This window comes from Psychrobacter sp. I-STPA10 (genome assembly GCF_021012795.1).
Lineage (GTDB): Bacteria > Pseudomonadota > Gammaproteobacteria > Pseudomonadales > Moraxellaceae > Psychrobacter.
In genome coordinates this window covers 1-17,399 of the sequence record NZ_VFYU01000032.1, presented here as the reverse complement: position 1 = coordinate 17,399, position 17,399 = coordinate 1, and the positions used below count along the sequence as shown (strand labels likewise).

The following is a 17,399-nucleotide window of genomic DNA, read 5'->3' as shown; positions in this document are numbered from 1 at the left end:
CGGTCTTTTTTTCGGCTTTGATTTGCCTGTTTGTTTACACTTGTCTGTTATTCTGTGCTTGCTTGCCTTTTGTGGTGACATTATATTAGATGGATTATATCTTTTTTTGCTAAAACTTTAATTTGAGTACATAGCCATGTTTATTTGCAATCCTGCCGATCCTTTACTAACCCCACTGCCTGATCTAGCACACAATCATGAACGAGATTTGGGAGTTACTGCTTGGTTGACTCAAATTGAGACAGACATTGACAATCGATTGGCACATAAGATGGATATCCGTCATTTGGTCAATGCCCGAGCTTGCGCTATAGATAGCTTACTCATTGCGTTATTTAAACGCTTTGATCTACACAATACAGATTTGGCATTATTTGCGACGGGAGGCTATGGACGGGGGGAGCTATCACCACACTCAGATGTGGATATTTTGCTTCTATTTACCAATCAAATCACGGAGTCTACCAAAGATAAGCTTAATAAGTTTGTGGCAACTTTATGGGATGTGGGCATAGAGCCAGGTCTGGCAGTGCGCTCTGTAGCAGAGTGCTTAGAAGCTGCTGAAGACATTACGGTTGCCACCTCATTACTTGAGTCAAGGTTGTTAATTGGTAATACAGCATTGGCTCAGACTCCAATAGATTTGGTGTATCAAACATGGCCACAGCGTGCGTTTTTTGAAGCCAAAATGCTAGAGGCCAAACAACGTTATTTACGCCATAATACCACTGAATACAATCTTGAGCCTGATATCAAAAATGCACCAGGTGGTCTGCGTGATATTCATACCATTGGCTGGATTACCAAACGTTATTTTCGTATTAATAAATTGTATGACTTAGTACCACAAGATTTTTTAACCGAAAAAGAATATGATGAGCTGACTTTTTCTGAAGGATTTTTGTGGGAAATTCGCCATCATCTACATAAAATTACTGGGCGTAACGAAAATAAGCTGTTGTTTGATTATCAACGTGAAGTTGCTAAACGAATGGGATACGAAGAGTTGCCTAGTGACCCACCCAATGCGGCTGTTGAAGCTTTTATGCGTGATTATTATCGCTGTGCCATGCAAATCTCAACCCTATCGGAAATGCTGACCTCACATTACTATGAAACAGTGATTGAGGCACGTCTGCCAATACACGAGCGTCCCCATAAGACCACCCTCAATGCCCGCTTTAATATCATTGGTAATCAAATCGCCATTGCCCATCACCGTGTGTTTGCTCAATATCCAGCGGCTATTTTAGAGTTATTTTTACTGATGGGGCAACATGGCATTAAAGAGGTACGTACGCGCACATTACGCTCGTTAAAGATTGCAGCTCGGGGTATTGATCAAGCATATCGTGACAATCCTACCCATCAAGCCTTGTTTTTGAACAATCTAAAAGAGCAAAATTATCTGTTTCATCGCTTACGTACTATGAAACGTTATGGGGTGTTGGGCAGTTATTTACCTCAATTTGCGGCAGTCACAGGTTTGATGCAATATGATTTGTTTCATCGCTACACTGTCGATGCACACACCTTACTTTTGGTGAGAATGTTACACCGATTTACCGATGATAAATATCATGATAACTTTCCTCTTGTCAGTTCTATTTATCGGCGTATAGAAAGAAAAGAGATATTGATATTGGCAGCAATCTTCCATGACATTGCCAAAGGTCGGGGAGGCAACCACAGTGAGCTTGGTGAGACAGATGCGGTTGAATTTTGTTTGTCACATGGCATGCAGCAAGCTGATGCTAAGCTGGTAGGCTGGCTGACACGTCATCATTTGTTGATGTCTTTAACTGCACAGAAAAAAGACATCTCTGATCCTGAGGTAGTCACTGAGTTTGCACAGTTGGTCAGTAATGTAACCCATCTCAATCATCTATATGTGCTCACTGTAGCAGACATGAATGCCACCAATCCACAGCTTTGGAATGGTTGGCGAGCAACGCTGATGAAACAGCTATATACGCAGACTCGACGAATTTTGCGTGCAGATGTTGATGCACCCACCAACCGCCAAGATATGATCTTTGAGACTCGCCAACGTGCCACTGCACTGCTTGCAGAAGTGGATCACATGAATCGTGAAGAGGTGCTGATTTTATGGGATGAGTTGGGTGATGAGTATTTTTTACGTGAAATTCCTGAGGACATACTATGGCATACCGAAGCCATCTTAAATCACCCTCCGATTGGTAAAGCTTCTAATGCAGACAGCAAGCCATTAGTGGTACTACGGGAACACCGAGGATTGGCACTTGATGCGGTGCAAGTTTTTGTATATACCCAAGATCAAACCAATCTATTTGCTGTGACCATGGCTGTGTTTGATCAGATGGATTTGGATGTACTTGATGCGCGCATCATCACTGCCACTCGCGAATTTGCACTGGACTCTTATGTACTTTTGGATCGTCATGGGACACTGCTCACCGACACTGAACGCCAAGATGAACTCAAATCACGTTTGATTCAAGCATTTGCCAATCCCAATACACCTAAACTGGTACAAAGACGCCTGCCACGGCAATTAAAAAACTTTTATGTGCCAACCAGTATCAGTTTTTCTTATAATGAGGCAAGTAATCAACATATCATGAGTATTACGACTTTAGATCAACCTGGGTTGCTTGCCCAATTAGGTCAAGTATTTTTGCAACAAGGTATTGAAGTTCATGCGGCCCGTATTACCACACTTGGTGAACGTGCCGAGGATATGTTTTATATCAGTGATCAAAAAGATGAAGCACTCACTGAGCAACAACTTGACCTACTAAAAACTGCCATTATTGCAGCATTAGATGATAAGTAAATCAAATATGAATCCAACCCTATTTTTCAATTGATCAACCAGTTGTTCAGTTAATCCATATCGATAAATTAATATCTAAAAGAAGAATTTTATGAATAGCAATCTCAACCAACTACACCCTTATCCATTTGCTAAGATGAGTAAATTACTTGCTAATAGCACCCCTGCTGAGCAATATGAACCGATAAAACTGGGCATCGGTGAACCTAAACATCAGCCACCTGAGTTTGTCTTAGAAGTACTCAAACAAAATCTAGCCAAGGTACAACACTACCCCACCACCAATGGACTACCTGAGCTACGAGACTGTATTGCGACTTGGTTAAAACAACGCTTTGAGCTCAACCATATCGATGCCAATAGTCAAATTTTACCAGTGATGGGTACTCGTGAAGCGATATTTAGCTTTGTCCAAGCCGTCATAGACACACCAACACCTACAACCACTTCAACTGCAAAACCGTTTGTCGTCATGCCCAATCCTTTTTATCAAATTTATGAAGGGGCGGCACTGTTAGCAGGGGCAGAACCTTATTTTGTGCCTTGCAATGCAGACAATGAGTTTAAAGGTGACTATAGCAGCGTGCCTGCTGAGGTTTGGCAGCGTGCACAGTTGGTATTTGTATGTAGCCCAAACAATCCCACAGGCAGTGTGATGCAGATGCAAGACTGGCAAGACCTCATTGCCCTATCCGATGAGCATGACTTTATCATCGCCAGTGATGAGTGTTATAGCGAGCTGTATTTTGATAGCGCACCAGTGGGTCTATTACAAGCCTGTGCTGCGCTGCAACGTGATGATTATAAAAACTGCGTCGTATTTCATTCGTTATCCAAACGTTCTAATCTGCCGGGATTACGCTCAGGATTTATTGCAGGCGATGCCACACTGCTTGCCCCATATTTGCAATACCGCACCTATCAAGGCTGCGCCATGCCGATCCATCACCAATTAGCGTCCATCGCTGCTTGGCAAGATGAAGAGCATGTGGCACACAACCGAGCCTTGTATAAAGAAAAGTTTGAGCTATGGATGCAAGAACTTGGTGATTTACTACAGTTACGTCACCCTGACGCTGGATTTTATTTTTGGGTCAAAGCACCCAAGCAATTTGTTGATGAGCATGGTGAAGCTGATGATGAGGCATTTGTGAAAGCTTTGTATGAGCAAGCAAATATTCATGCCTTGGCAGGGCGTTATTTGTCTCGTGACGTGGCTGGTGAAAATGCAGGCAAAGGCTATGTGCGTCTTGCACTCGTTGCCAGTGTTGATGAAAGCCGAGAAGCCATAAGCCGTATTAAGCAGTTGTTAAACTCGTAGCATCATCGTAGCCGCCAATATTTTGGTATAAGTCATAATTTTTGCATCAGCCATCAAGAAGACCAAACTCACAAAGATAGAGGATTGTTTGCATGACACTCAGCTCTATCTTGTATTCCTCCAGTCATGGGGTTAATATTAAGCTTAGCCCGCTCAGTGTTTTAACAAAAATTTAAGATTAATGGATTAATCTTGTTTGCACTGGGCTTTGCCAACATGGAGGACGGCTCATGACTCAGCTTGATTTTTCTCAGCCCCCTTTTGACGTACTCACCCCCACAGAGCGTCAAAGTCTAAAAAAACATACCCAAGTACGCTATCTGGGCAAAAATGATAGCCTGACAGACAAAGAGTTAGATTATTTTTATGTGGTGCTTAAAGGTCGCATACAACAAAAACTAAATGATGACTATGTTGGTGATTTTACTGCCAATGAATATAGCAACGACTGGTTTGATGCACGGCGGCAATTTAACACCTATTCTAGTGAGCACAATCACAATACGGCTTCTGCCAACACTACAATCAGTGAGCCAACCAACGATAACAATACAAACAAGAATGCTCCAAAATCATCATCATATTGCTATCAAGCATTAGAAGATACTTTGTTATTACAAGTAGAAGCGGCTGCCATTGATCGACTCTCAGCACAAAATCACCTTGTGCGCCAACTGTTATCAGGTGAGTTAAGTGAGCGTATGCAGGCGTTAAATATGCGTAAAAATAGGCAAAAAACCAGCCACCAAATACAAGCGACCTCTCAAAAAAACAACCCGACACAAAACAGTACAACTCATGCAAATCACAATAGCAATCAAGCAGAAGCACAGCAGCTTATGCTACAGCCTGTCACCAGCATTACCTTATTACCTGTAAAAATTATCAATGAAGCCGCGTCATTATTTGAAGCCGCGCAAATTATGACTAATACTGGCTTAAAACATGTACTAATCCAGCGCACACCATCACCTGAGCGGCACCCTACTCGTGCCTATGACAGTAATTTTGGTATCCTTACTGATACGGATATCTGTCGTGCCATCAGCGAATCAGCTGAGCCAAAATCGACTCCGTGTCATACCTATGCCAACTTTAAGCTACGTACCATTAGTGAACATGATGATGTCAGTGATGCCTTATTAACTATGATACGTTATCAAGTACATCGCCTACCTGTGGTCAATGCCACTGGTGAAATTATTGGTATTTTAGGTCAGAGTAATCTTTTGGCATATATAAGCCATCACTCACAACTGATTAGTGTACAAATACAGCAAGCACAAGACATTCAAACGCTTGCCAGTGCGGTAGATCAAATTGGACAGTACATTCGTGCACAGCAGCATGATGGCATTAAGGTGGGTGTCATCAGTCGTATGGTGCAGACACTCAATGCGCAAGTATTTACCAAACTTTGGCAGTTGATTGTACCTGACATGGTGTTTGAAAATACCTGTGTCATTGTGATGGGCTCAGAGGGTCGAGGTGAACAAATCATGCGTACTGATCAAGACAATGCACTGATCATTCGTAATGGCTTTAATCACCCTGAGTTGCCTGAATATGCTGAGCAATTTAACCAACATTTGGCTGATATGGGTTATCCACTGTGTGATGGTAATATCATGATGAGTAATCCATTATGGCGATTACCACTCAATCGTTTTAAAACACAAATTAGCCAATGGTTTAAAGCCAAAGAACCCAATCATAGCATCTGGCTGGCAGCATTGCTTGATGCGGCTTATGTCTGTGGTGACGAACGCTTACTTGACAGTTTGCGCCAACATCTTGCCATTGCTTATAAACAAGCAGATCCTATGTTTGTACGTGGATTTGCCCGTGCTGCCCTACAATTTGGAGATGTTAATCAGTGGTGGAAAAGCTTTGCTCCCTTAATTGGTAAGCCTGCTGTACAAGATGTGGATCTAAAAAAAGCGGGAATCTTTCCACTGGTACATGGTATCCGTGCCATGGCGTTAGAACAACAAATTTTTGCAGTGACCAATACTAAAGCACGTCTACAAGCACTGACTCGCTGTGGGGTACTGACATCAAAACGAGCTGAAACCCTCAATGAAACCTTAGAGTTTTTTATCGGACAACGACTTGCCGTCGCTCTGTCATCTCATGATAAAAATGCACACCAAGTTGATCCCACAACCCTATCCGCCCTTGAGCGTGATCTACTCAAAGAATGTCTTGCAGTGGTCAAAAGCTTTAAAAATCAGTTGCGCCAGCATTATCAACTTGAAATCAACTGATGTCATTGAATAAATATATTAAATTGTTCTATCGCCATGACAAATCGCCAAGCTTGATAAATATGGTAAATACAAAAATTTCTGCCTGAGATGCTAAATATGACAACGCTCATACACCAACTAAAATCATACTGGTATAAACGATCATTAACTCGTCCTGAGTTGGCATACTTATTAACTCCACCTTTACCCGATCAATGGGTAGCCATTGATTGCGAAATGACGGGTCTAAATCCCAAAAAACATCATCTACTCTCTATTGCCGCCATTCATATTAATGGCGATCATATTGATACTGGTAATGGACGCTATATGGTATGTCGTCCTCCAGTGATGCCTGAAGCGGACAGCATTGTTATTCATGGCTTGCGTCCGCATGATGTCGCACATGGTATCAGCTATGATGAGATGCTGGCATTGCTATTACCGTTTGTTGGTAACCGCCCCATTGTGGGATTCTGCCCACAGCTTGATATGGCATTTTTAAATCTACTTGCCAAAGCCTATATGGGCATACCCCTGCCCAACTCTATTATTGATATTCGTGATATGTATAATCGCAAAACAGGCGATCGTACTGCTGGGGTGTCACATCAGGGACAACACTTAGCGCAAATATTAAAAAAATATAATATTCCTGACTTAGGCAGCCATGATGCCTATAATGATGCAGTGATGACTGCCATGGCTTTTTTGCATCTACGTTAATTTTTAGAATATCGTGATCAATCTAACTCACTTCAATTACAACTGTATTTGCTAAGGTCACGACCACTGCTATTCAAACTACTATTAAAGATACTATAAATAGAAGGCAGACTGAAAAGCCAATCCACCGCCACAAGCAAGGGCTTTTAGTCTAAAATGGCAGCTTATGCCTTTTTATTTTGTCTAAAATTTTTACTCAAAAAAGACCGTTATGACCACTCTTAGTGTACTTTTGACCACTTATTATCGCCAAACGCTACTGACCATGTCTGTATTGCTCAGTGCCCCTTTATGTCAAGCCGCGCTACCCAATATGATTGAGCAATCCCTTATTGCTGCCAACCTCAAAGACAATGATATTAGTATGGTCATCCTACCTGTCAGTGATGATACACAGCACAATCATTTACCTGCTGCTATCCTGCCTAAAAACCCAGCTAACACTTTACCAACCGATGTCACTACCGTCAGTATGACTGAAAACAAGCAGACTGAACAGACGCTAACTCAGCCGGTGACACTTGAAGATGGTAGTGTGATTCAGCCGATATTTAAAGAGTCTGCGCCATTATTAGTGCAAGATAATGAGTTATCTATGGTCGATGCTAACCCTCAACCTGCCATACAACCATTGACAACCCCACTGTATCATTTAGCCAATCAACCCCGTACACCCGCCAGTACCATGAAGCTGATTCCCACTTTTGTGGCATTAGACACACTTGGGCAAGATTTTGTTTGGCAGACACAAATCTTGCATACTGGGGTGATTATTAACGGTACACTATATGGCGATATGATTATTAAAGGTAGTGGCGACCCTAAGCTGACTCATGAACGCTTAACCCAACTGCTGTATCAAGCCAAAAAAGCGGGCATCTCTCATATTGATGGCAATATTATCTTAGATACCTCAATCTTTCAGCAAGTTGGCAAAGACCCAGCCGCCTTTGATAACGAGCCACTGCGTCCTTATAACGCCAGTCCTGATGGGTTACTTATCAATTTTAACAGCATCCAAATCACCACTTTGCCAGATAATCATGGCAATTCTCAACTCAGTTACACCCCCATGCTGGCAGACTATCAACTGCCCGCAACACTACCACAACGTCATGCAAGTTGTGGCTCAATCGAATATAGTCTTGCTCCAAAATGGCAAACAAATCAGCTATCTTTTAATAAAAATATGCCCAGTAACTGCGGCGAACACCAGTTTTATATTGCATATCCTGATGTCACTGACTATGCCAGACGTGTAGTAAAGCAAAAATGGCTAGACTTAGGTAATAGCTTAAACGGTCAGGTAATTACCCATAACCAATTAACAGCCACCCATTCAGCGAATGTACACTCCACAAAACCCAAAAACTCACCTCCCATTGTCGCACTCAAAGCATGGCAATATCCGCTACCACTTGCCAGCTATCCATCTTTGCCCTTATCAGCACAAATATATGACATCAACCACTACTCTAATAATGTCATGACTGAACAGCTCACTTTATCTTTGCCTGTTTATAGCGCAAATAAAACCACCCTAACCAGTAACTATCCTACGGCATTAACGCAAATTAGCGATTGGTGGCAAACTCATCTTAGCTCACCGCCACCGATGATGAGTAATGGCTCAGGTTTATGCCGTGACTGCACAGTAACTGCTGCTAATATGGCAGAACTATTACAATATGCATATCAACACCCTAAATTTGCCACCTATGTCGACTCATTAGGAATCGCAGGGGTTAGCGGAACGATTGCAGGACATGCGCATCGGCGACCACACTCACAAGCCATTGGTCGAGCATGGATAAAAACGGGTACACTCGATAATGTGACTTCTATGGCAGGTTACGTAAAAGGATTATCTGGACAAGACTATGTGGTGGTCGGCATCATCAACACCAATCACAAGCTTAATGCCGCTAAAGCTCGCCCTGTACTTGATGCCATGCTCGATTGGACAGCACAGCACTAATATTGAGTATGGTTAATGATTAATAGTTAATGGTTAACAGCTAGCTGCCTAATCTTGCCAACATTTGCTGATATACTTGGGCATCTTTGGCAGAAAAACAGCAAAAGATGACTTTATTTAAGCTTATCGAATTTTGGGTGGCAGCTTGCTGCAATGTTTGATGCACACTATCAATGGCAATCTCAGTAGCTTGCAATAGCGGATAACCATAGACACCCGTACTAATGGCAGGAAAAGCGATACTACCAAGCTGCTGCTCTAATGCTAGCTGTAGTGAATTGCGATAGCAACTGGCTAATAATGCTGCCTCATTTTGTTTGCCGCCATGCCAGACAGGTCCGACCGTATGGATAACATAATCACACGGCAAATTAAAAGCAGGGCTTATTTTGGCATTGCCCGTTTTGCACCCATGAAGCGTGCGACAATACGCCAATAACTCAGCTCCTGCTGCACGGTGGATAGCCCCATCGACCCCACCACCCCCTAACAAACTGCTATTGGCAGCATTAACAATGGCATCAACCACCAATGTGGTAATATCTGCCTGCATGACTTGTAGTGATACACTTTGGCTATTATTCAATTTTATATCCACAGTAGATATTATATTTTGTTCTGTATTCATAACTTTACTCCTCATTAAATTTTAATTTCTTTTTATAGTAGGGTCTGTTGAACATTCATCTTCATAGGAAAAATTGAGATAAATTTGTCTTAGTCAAGGCAATGAACACAGATAATATCAGGATATTAACAAGTTCATTAACACAGAATAAGGCAAATTTAGCCAATTTTTACATGAAAGTAAAAAATAGTTGTATACCTTGTAGATATTAGCCTAACGGGGTGAAAGTTCAACAGACCCTATATGTCTTTAACCATCATTGTAACTATGAATGTATCTCCTATCAGCCCTCACTCACTTGTTAAGGATAACCCATGCAGCATCTTTTATTTGATAATTTAGATAAACTTGGACGCATCGTCATCACCTCAGCTTTGGTCTATTTACTCATTGTGGTAGTCACTAAAATATCAGGCAAACGCTCCACTTCACAACTGAACAACTTTGATTGGGTGGTGACCGTGATGATTGGTTCTATCGGCGCAAGTACCATTTTGCTAGAATCCATTCCCTTTGTGGAAGGTAGTGCTGCCATTATTACCCTATTTTTATTACAATATTTGGTTACCAAATACTCTGCCATCTCAGCGCCGTTCTCTGCGATGATTTTATCTGAACCAACCGTGGTATTTTATCAAGGACAGTTTTTGCCTGAAGCGATGAAAAAAGAGAGGCTCAATCGCCAAGAATTAGAATGTGCCATGCGTGCTGACGGTATCCATCATTTTAAAGATGTCGAGGCGATTGTATTTGAAAGTGATGCTAAGCTGACCGTCATTCCAAAAAAACAGCCTGATGATGCGAACGAAAAACCAGATACGCTGATTATTCCTGAGACCATCAAGCCATTAACTTGAACTTGTCCATGCAATATGCATCACTGAACAAATATCTTAATGATAGCAATTAATAAGAAACCCATCTAATAAGAGAATCATCATGAAACTGCGCCTACTAACTGTCGGTAACAAAATGCCCAACTGGGTACAAACGGGATTTGATGAATATTATAAACGTATCCAGCCGATGCTCAGTACCGAAATTATCGAGCTGGCTGCCGCCAAACGGGCAAAAAATCCATCAGAAGCTAATTTAGCACAATACCGTGAGCAAGAAGGGCAAGCCATTTTACAAACGCATGGCGCTGCCAGTCGTGAACAGTTATGGGTGCTTGATGTTAAAGGGAAAATGCTCTCAACCGAAGCATTGGCGACCAAACTTGCCGATGCCATGCAGCTTGGCGATGACGTTGCACTGGTCATTGGTGGGGCTGATGGGGTATCGCCTGAGGTGCTGGCGCAAGCGGATTTTAAATGGTCATTGTCTGCTTTAACCTTACCGCATCCACTGGTACGAGTGTTACTAATGGAGCAGTTATACCGAGCCATGAGTATTAATCACAACCACCCCTATCATCGTGGCAACTAGTTAGTCGTGATTAGCTAATAGCGACTAGTTAATGACAAATGAAGCCGTTTTTGCAATCAGTGGTGACTGCCCCCATAATAGACACATGCCTTATTCAAACTATCCCACAAAGTCACCGCTCAATTGCTCTGATGCCAGCCAGCCAGTAGTAAAAAAGCCACTGAGTGTGCAATCCATATTTGCTGACACTCACAGCAAGCGTGCCACCCTACCCGCTTTGTTTATCTCTCATGGTGCACCAACACTGGCACTAGAACATTCTGCAACCACACAAGCATTGCGGCGCATTGGTCACAACCTACCCAAACCACATGCGATTATTATCATGTCTGCACATTGGTTATCACCCACGCTTGAGATTAACAGTAATCCTGCACCGACCACTTGGCATGATTTTAGTGGACTAGACCCCAAGTTATATCAGCTTAACTATCCTGCTTTAGGGCAGCCACAGCTTGCTGAATCACTGGCACAACAGCTAAGCGAACATGGCATACGCGCCAGTACCAACCCCATACGAGCCTATGACCACGGCGTCTGGTCACCTTTGCTACATTTGTACCCACAAGCAGACATACCGATTGTGCAAATCAGTCTGCCCCATTCATTTGACGCTTATGCCTGCTATCAGTTGGGGGCAAAGCTGGCATCTCTACGCACAGAACAACTTTTACTCATCGGCTCAGGCAGCATCACCCATAATCTACAAAATATGCGCTGGGCAGCAGACTCTGAAGATGAGGCTGCCAAAGATTTTAAATCATGGCTGTTACATCAGCTCAAAACAGACATTCCTGCGGCACTACAATGGCAACAGTACGCCAATAGTGAGCATATACACCCTTCAGATGAACATTTGCTGCCGCTATTTTTTGCACTGGGGGCAGGTCAACGGGTATCAGTGGTGTCACAGCGGATGGCACATCACAGCTTGGGCATGGATATTTATCGCTTTGATTAGGGTCTATTGAACATTCACCCCGTTGGGCTAATATCTACAAGAGATATAGCTGTTTTTTACTTTTATATAAAAATTAGCTAAATTTGCAACATAGTTCAAAGGCATTTTAAAGGTAGTCAAGATGAGAGAAGTTAAAAATATGGGTAAAAAATATACACTGTATAGCTTGGTATTGCTCAGTGGCGTATTTGTATTGGGTTGCCAACCGCAAACTGATAACGCTGAACCACAAACTGACACGCAAACCAATCCACACACTAAAGCACAAACTACAGCACAGGCTGAGTCAGAGACCACCACCAAAACACAGTCGCAAATTAAAGGAACATCCACACCACAGCCAATAGATTGGGCTAAGATAGATTCGGGGGTCACACCAATAGCAGCAGATAGCTTTGAATATCCATTTGCATTGGACAGTGAGCCAGTTAAGTCTTATGCACAATTTTTTCATGTCACCCCCGCCGAAGCACAGCATAGCTTAACCGTAGGCACTGCAAGTAATGAACCCTTACCTGCACTGTTTGACCAACTTGGTGATAATTATGTGTCGCATGAGCTAACCGATGGTAAAGAAGTACGGCTGATTGTGCATACCACGGCTGATGTAGCAGCCAGTGAGCATGTATATGTATTTGCCGAACCATTTGCCCGAGGTTTGAGTATGCCAGTACAGATAGCACCACAAAATTGAGTAGTCAGCATAAATCCGCTGTAAAATTTTCAATAAAATGTTATTATTCAATTAACTATAGCGAAACTAACTCATTTATATCATTATTGATGTCCCTAGTTTTTTAATGACTTACACCATTATTAACCACAAATTATACGCTACAGTTTGCAATCATTAGCATAATGCAATGAATATTGCCATTAATCATTGATAATGTAACCACACAAGGATGTGCTTTATGACACAATACTTCTCTGCAAAAAGACAATTTGCCACCCTACTATGCACCACACTATCAGCAAGTTTATTACTGACTGCTTGTGGTGATAATGACGATAATAATGATAAGCATAGTAATAGTAATGCTACCAATAATACTGCCAGTGAAGTCAAACTGCTGACAGATCCTGTGGTCACTCAGACATTTACAGCAACCCAACTTGCCGAAGCAATCGCCAATGCAGGATTGAGCCAAGCTGTGCCCAAGGCGCCTGTCTGCGGAGTGACAGTTGAATATATTAATCACACCACGACAGGGTTAAAAGGTGAAGCTACTAATGCTACAGGCGCATTGATGATCCCAACAGGTGAGGATCCAAAATGTCAGGGTGCTCGCCCCATCTCTTTGTATGCACATGGCACAACAACAGAGAAAAACTATAACCTAGCAGCATTAAATGACAATAAAAATCCTGCGTATAAAACAGCATTATTATTAGCCGCAACCACCGCTGCTCAAGGTGATATTGTTATTGCTTCTAATTATCCTGGATATGATGCTTCAAAACTAGACTATGCCCCTTATGTAACCAAACAACAAGGCAAACAAACCGTTGATAGCCTTACAGCAGGTAAGCTTGCCCTAAAAAAACTGGCTGAGAATACTGACGCACCAACTTATGTTACCCCCAGTGACAAGCTGTTTGTCTCCGGCTACTCACAAGGTGGCTATGTGGCACTCGCCACAGCTCAAGCACTCGATCACCAAGGCACACCTATAACCGCAGTTAGCCCAGGTTCAGGTCCTTATGCTTTGGCAGCATTTGCTGATACCATTGTTAATGGTAATGTCAACATTGGTGGTACCGCATTCTTACCCTTATTAGTAGACAGCTACGAAGCAGAATATGGTGGCATTCAACAAGGCATCTATGCTGATAAATATGCCAAAATTGTACCATCCCTACTACCAGCAGATGTCCCTTTTGAGCAGTTGGTTGCAGAACAAAAACTGCCACTATCACAACTATTTTCTGCCAATCCTAATGTCCCTGAATTAGATAAAATCTCGCCACCTAGCCCACGCTTTAGTTTTGGTTTTGGCGACAATTATTTAGTGAGCACCGATTATCGTGCTAACTATGTCAAAGATATGCGAGCCAATCCTGATGGATTATATCCTGACTTGACAGCTCTGCCTTTTGCCGCACTAAATCCGCAACAACCTTTGCGTAAAGCACTAAAAGAAAATGATTTGCGTCCCTATGTACCACAAGCACCAACGCTATTATGTGGCGGTAACCAAGATCCAATCGTATTCTTTGATGTCAATAGTACCTCTCTTGCCAGTATTTGGAAAAATGATAAAACTATCAATGTGACATTCGCTCTACTAGATATAGACACCTCTAATGAGATTGAACGTGCTAAAGCAGGTAGACAAACTTATATCAGTACCTTACCCACCATGGTTAATAGCGCGGTTGAAACAGTCGCCAAACCGTTACAGCGCCAGTTTTCTCAGCAGTTAAATATGATTAAAACTAATACTTATACTGTCGCTTATACAACAGCGTTACAAGGCGGGGCATCACAAGAGCAAGCCAATGCCCAAGCCACGCAAGCAGCTACTTTTGCCGTCTTTAGCCAATATCACAGTATAGTCATGCCTTACTGCTTAGCCGCTTCACAAACTTTCTTTGATCAATATCGTTAAGCTGATAACCTAGCTTGCTATGTGTTAAGTTCAAGCCTCTGACAATAAACTTGCAATAAAAAAAGACAGCCTAGGCTGTCTTTTTTTAGAACCTGTATTCATAATCCAAAATCAGGGGATTTTTAGACTAAAATGGCGTAATACAAGGCAAATTTTGGGGCGAATAGTCATTCTATTTAATCCAAAATTTAACGCAGTAGTACGTCTATCTTAGGCAAAAAGCGACCATTGTGGGTTGTGAATACAGGTTCTTATATTGTCCAATATAGCGGCTAAAATGCCTGACTGAGCATATATGCCCCCATCACCACCATCATCACATTTTCGGTCAATGAGATAGCCCCCAATGGCACATTACTATTACCACCCACACAGGCACATTTTAGCTCACGTTTATCGATATACACCGCTTTGATAACTGACACACCACCAATCAAGCCAATGCTTAATGACACAATACCTGCAATAACACTTAACCACGGCTGATTTGCCAACATCGACACGCCAGCAAATGCCTCAAAAAATGGATAGACATAGGCATAACGTACCACCTTACGAGCTAATAAATCATAGCCCAAAAATCCAGTGCTGAAACTTTGCAAATCCTCTAATTTTTTGATGGCTAAGACGCACATAGAGAACGCCACAAACCACATTAACGCTTGCATGGACAACACTGACACTGATGATGCCCAACACAATGCCAAAGTCATTAAAGCGGTCACACCAAACACCGCAATAATCGGTGTATAGGAAGTATCATCTTCGCTTTCGGGTTCAGCATTGCCCAAAAACACTTGCAGGTCATCATTACCACCGATACGTTTACCATTAATAAAAGTCTGCGGTGTGGTCTTAACACCCAAGGTGTTTTTGACCAGTTTGTTTTCCTCATCATTGGTGATATGACGATCAATAATGTCATAGTCTGCGTGTTTTAGCGCATCTAATGACTTTAAGCCAAATGGACAAATGTGCTTGTCCATCACCATACGAAAGATGATGGCTTGTTTTGCCTTATTGTCAGAATTATTGCCACTGCTGATATGCTCACCCGAGAGCCTCTCAATAAGATTTTTTACCTGCGGGTTATTGGCATCATTAATGGGGTTTGCTTGTTTGGATATGTCTTGAGTGTTATCTGTCATCACTGTCCCCTATTTCTTATGTTTTCTTACGTTGCTCATATTTTTATGATAAATATCATTCATATTAGTAAGCCTAGCAAAGACATAAGGATAGTGGTACCAAAATCAACCATAAGCACACAAGCGCATCGCTTTATTTACAAAAACTCATTATATTTAATGAGTTAACCAACTAAAATCGAGGGTTGAATAATTAATGACTCAATCAATGTTTAATTTATCTTCTTAACGTAATAAAACCAATAAATAATAATATTATAATCTGTAGTGGTCAACTAAATTTAGACAACAGATAAGAGGTTTCGATTGAAGTAACGTTTCTCTTTCTCTAATGGGGTCAGATAATTGTTGAAAGTATGTGGTCTGATGGTTTGATAATAACCCCAAATATACTCATTAATAGCACACTTAGCTTCCTTAATATTCTCATAGCCAACCTTTGGCATCCATTCAGTCTTAAAACTTCTGAAGAATCTCTCAGTAGGAGCGTTATCCCAACAATTGCCACGGCGACTCATACTGTGAGTCATATCACTGCACTCACTCACATAGATAGAGAACTCAAGACTGGTATAATGACTCCCCTGATCGGAGTGGAACATTACCCCAGCAGGGTTTAATCTAGTGTGATAAGCCATCTTTAAAGCTGATCCAGTTAATAAGCTATTAGGTGAATCTGACACAGCAAAGCCTACAATGCGCCGAGCATATAAATCCAAAACGATTGCTAAGTAGCACCAGCCACCCTTGATACGGATATAAGTCACATCCCCAGTCCAAACTTGATTAGGTGCTATGGGACTAAATTTGCGCTCTAAGGTATTGTCATGAATCTTGTGACCCTCATCGCAGTGTTTGTACTTAGGTTGCTTAAGCTGTCTGCTGATAAGCCCCATACGCTTCATAAACTTACCTGCTTTATAACGAGACAACCTAACACCGTGTTGATGCCATAAGATAGCTGTGATAGTGCGCGTACCTGCTGAGCCATTAGAGTCATTAAATATCTGGCGAATTAACGCTTTAACCTTGATAGCTTCGATATCGATTGGCTTAATCTTAGTGCTGTAGTAGTAACTGCTTCTGACAATACCAAGTAAGTTACACAGTTGGCTTTTACTAATTTGTTTATCTTGCTCTGATAACTTAGTAATTAGCGATAGTCTTTCAGGTTGTCCAATGCTAGCAGAGCGGAAGCCTTTTTTAATATATCACGCTCCATCCGTAAGCGTTTATTCTCCTTACGTAGTTGCTGAAGTTCTCTTTGTTCATCAGTTAAAGCATTGCCTTTGACTGGTCCAATACCCTGCTGTTCTTGACGATACTTACGCACCCAGTTATCAAGCGTTGAGATACCAATGTTCAGAGAGTTGGCCACTTCTTTGATTTTACGGTTTTCGTCAATAACGGCACTAATGGCTTCAAGTTTGAATTCTCGGGTGAATTTGCTACGCTGTTTGGTCATACTAAGTTCCTTTTTTAAGTTAGTATAACCTCTTAGTTGCTGTCCAGTTTTATTATGACACTACA

At 41.9% G+C, this 17,399-nt stretch carries 14 protein-coding genes; 10 read left to right on the top strand and 4 right to left on the bottom strand.

Features of this window, described 5'->3' with window-relative positions; translation table 11 throughout:
- Positions 1 to 136: 136 nt before the first annotated feature.
- The 5 genes from glnD (at position 137) to FHK89_RS14400 (ending at position 9,092) form a co-directional block, all read left to right on the top strand.
- Positions 137 to 2,818 (top strand): [protein-PII] uridylyltransferase, encoded by a 2,682-nt coding sequence (glnD, locus tag FHK89_RS14420; protein ID WP_230661691.1) that lies wholly within the window; start codon positions 137 to 139, stop codon positions 2,816 to 2,818.
- A gap of 91 nt (positions 2,819 to 2,909) precedes the next feature.
- On the top strand, positions 2,910 to 4,139 hold the full coding sequence (gene dapC / locus FHK89_RS14415) for a succinyldiaminopimelate transaminase (RefSeq protein WP_230661689.1): 1,230 nt from the start codon (positions 2,910 to 2,912) through the stop codon (positions 4,137 to 4,139).
- Positions 4,140 to 4,369: 230 nt separating this feature from the next.
- Entirely contained in the window at positions 4,370 to 6,406 is a 2,037-nt protein-coding gene (locus tag FHK89_RS14410; RefSeq protein WP_230661687.1) for a DUF294 nucleotidyltransferase-like domain-containing protein, read from the top strand.
- Positions 6,407 to 6,505: 99 nt separating this feature from the next.
- Positions 6,506 to 7,114, top strand: coding sequence for a 3'-5' exonuclease (locus FHK89_RS14405; RefSeq protein ID WP_230661685.1), 609 nt, complete (start codon positions 6,506 to 6,508; stop codon positions 7,112 to 7,114).
- Between the two features lie 211 nt (positions 7,115 to 7,325).
- Positions 7,326 to 9,092: a D-alanyl-D-alanine carboxypeptidase/D-alanyl-D-alanine-endopeptidase gene (locus FHK89_RS14400; RefSeq protein WP_230661683.1), complete on the top strand. Its 1,767-nt coding sequence runs from the start codon at positions 7,326 to 7,328 to the stop codon at positions 9,090 to 9,092.
- Positions 9,093 to 9,132: 40 nt separating this feature from the next.
- On the opposite strand, the gene FHK89_RS14395 is transcribed toward FHK89_RS14400, so the two are convergent.
- Positions 9,133 to 9,720: an O-acetyl-ADP-ribose deacetylase gene (locus tag FHK89_RS14395; protein WP_268993062.1), complete on the bottom strand. Its 588-nt coding sequence runs from the start codon at positions 9,718 to 9,720 to the stop codon at positions 9,133 to 9,135.
- A 314-nt stretch (positions 9,721 to 10,034) separates the two neighbouring features.
- Here FHK89_RS14395 and FHK89_RS14390 point away from each other — a divergent pair, with 314 nt between their 5' ends.
- The 5 genes from FHK89_RS14390 to FHK89_RS14370 all read left to right on the top strand — a co-directional run bounded on the left by FHK89_RS14390 (position 10,035) and on the right by FHK89_RS14370 (position 14,721).
- Entirely contained in the window at positions 10,035 to 10,577 is a 543-nt protein-coding gene (locus FHK89_RS14390; protein WP_230661681.1) for a DUF421 domain-containing protein, read from the top strand.
- An 82-nt stretch (positions 10,578 to 10,659) separates the two neighbouring features.
- A complete protein-coding gene (gene rlmH, locus FHK89_RS14385) occupies positions 10,660 to 11,148 on the top strand; it encodes a 23S rRNA (pseudouridine(1915)-N(3))-methyltransferase RlmH (protein ID WP_230661679.1) in 489 nt (162 codons plus the stop codon).
- Between the two features lie 31 nt (positions 11,149 to 11,179).
- Positions 11,180 to 12,109, top strand: a complete 930-nt coding sequence (locus FHK89_RS14380) for a DODA-type extradiol aromatic ring-opening family dioxygenase (RefSeq protein ID WP_230661678.1) — start codon at positions 11,180 to 11,182, stop codon at positions 12,107 to 12,109.
- A 121-nt stretch (positions 12,110 to 12,230) separates the two neighbouring features.
- A complete protein-coding gene (locus FHK89_RS14375) occupies positions 12,231 to 12,803 on the top strand; it encodes a hypothetical protein (protein WP_230661676.1) in 573 nt (190 codons plus the stop codon).
- A 220-nt stretch (positions 12,804 to 13,023) separates the two neighbouring features.
- A complete protein-coding gene (locus tag FHK89_RS14370; protein ID WP_230661674.1) occupies positions 13,024 to 14,721 on the top strand; it encodes an alpha/beta hydrolase family protein in 1,698 nt (565 codons plus the stop codon).
- Positions 14,722 to 14,993: 272 nt separating this feature from the next.
- Here the strand turns inward: FHK89_RS14370 and FHK89_RS14365 are convergent, their stop codons facing one another.
- From FHK89_RS14365 to FHK89_RS14355, 3 genes are all read right to left on the bottom strand, one after another.
- Positions 14,994 to 15,869: a MauE/DoxX family redox-associated membrane protein gene (locus tag FHK89_RS14365; RefSeq protein WP_230661672.1), complete on the bottom strand. Its 876-nt coding sequence runs from the start codon at positions 15,867 to 15,869 to the stop codon at positions 14,994 to 14,996.
- A 281-nt stretch (positions 15,870 to 16,150) separates the two neighbouring features.
- On the bottom strand, positions 16,151 to 16,993 hold the full coding sequence (locus FHK89_RS14360) for an IS3 family transposase (protein ID WP_329958684.1): 843 nt from the start codon (positions 16,991 to 16,993) through the stop codon (positions 16,151 to 16,153).
- 29 nt (positions 16,994 to 17,022) lie between these two features.
- Positions 17,023 to 17,334, bottom strand: coding sequence for a transposase (locus tag FHK89_RS14355; protein WP_230656861.1), 312 nt, complete (start codon positions 17,332 to 17,334; stop codon positions 17,023 to 17,025).
- Positions 17,335 to 17,399 lie beyond the last annotated feature (65 nt).

Excerpts from the sequence above, each read along its gene's own strand:
- FHK89_RS14355 (WP_230656861.1), bottom strand. The coding sequence starts at position 17,334 with ATGACCAAACAGCGTAGCAAATTCACCCGAGAATTCAAACTTGAAGCC.
- FHK89_RS14395 (WP_268993062.1), bottom strand. The coding sequence starts at position 9,720 with ATGAATACAGAACAAAATATAATATCTACTGTGGATATAAAATTGAAT.
- FHK89_RS14375 (WP_230661676.1), top strand. The coding sequence starts at position 12,231 with ATGAGAGAAGTTAAAAATATGGGTAAAAAATATACACTGTATAGCTTG.
- FHK89_RS14390 (WP_230661681.1), top strand. The coding sequence starts at position 10,035 with ATGCAGCATCTTTTATTTGATAATTTAGATAAACTTGGACGCATCGTC.
- FHK89_RS14380 (WP_230661678.1), top strand. The coding sequence starts at position 11,180 with ATGACAAATGAAGCCGTTTTTGCAATCAGTGGTGACTGCCCCCATAAT.
- rlmH (WP_230661679.1), top strand. The coding sequence starts at position 10,660 with ATGAAACTGCGCCTACTAACTGTCGGTAACAAAATGCCCAACTGGGTA.
- FHK89_RS14400 (WP_230661683.1), top strand. The coding sequence starts at position 7,326 with ATGACCACTCTTAGTGTACTTTTGACCACTTATTATCGCCAAACGCTA.
- glnD (WP_230661691.1), top strand. The coding sequence starts at position 137 with ATGTTTATTTGCAATCCTGCCGATCCTTTACTAACCCCACTGCCTGAT.
- FHK89_RS14370 (WP_230661674.1), top strand. The coding sequence starts at position 13,024 with ATGACACAATACTTCTCTGCAAAAAGACAATTTGCCACCCTACTATGC.
- dapC (WP_230661689.1), top strand. The coding sequence starts at position 2,910 with ATGAATAGCAATCTCAACCAACTACACCCTTATCCATTTGCTAAGATG.
- FHK89_RS14410 (WP_230661687.1), top strand. The coding sequence starts at position 4,370 with ATGACTCAGCTTGATTTTTCTCAGCCCCCTTTTGACGTACTCACCCCC.
- FHK89_RS14365 (WP_230661672.1), bottom strand. The coding sequence starts at position 15,869 with ATGACAGATAACACTCAAGACATATCCAAACAAGCAAACCCCATTAAT.
- FHK89_RS14405 (WP_230661685.1), top strand. The coding sequence starts at position 6,506 with ATGACAACGCTCATACACCAACTAAAATCATACTGGTATAAACGATCA.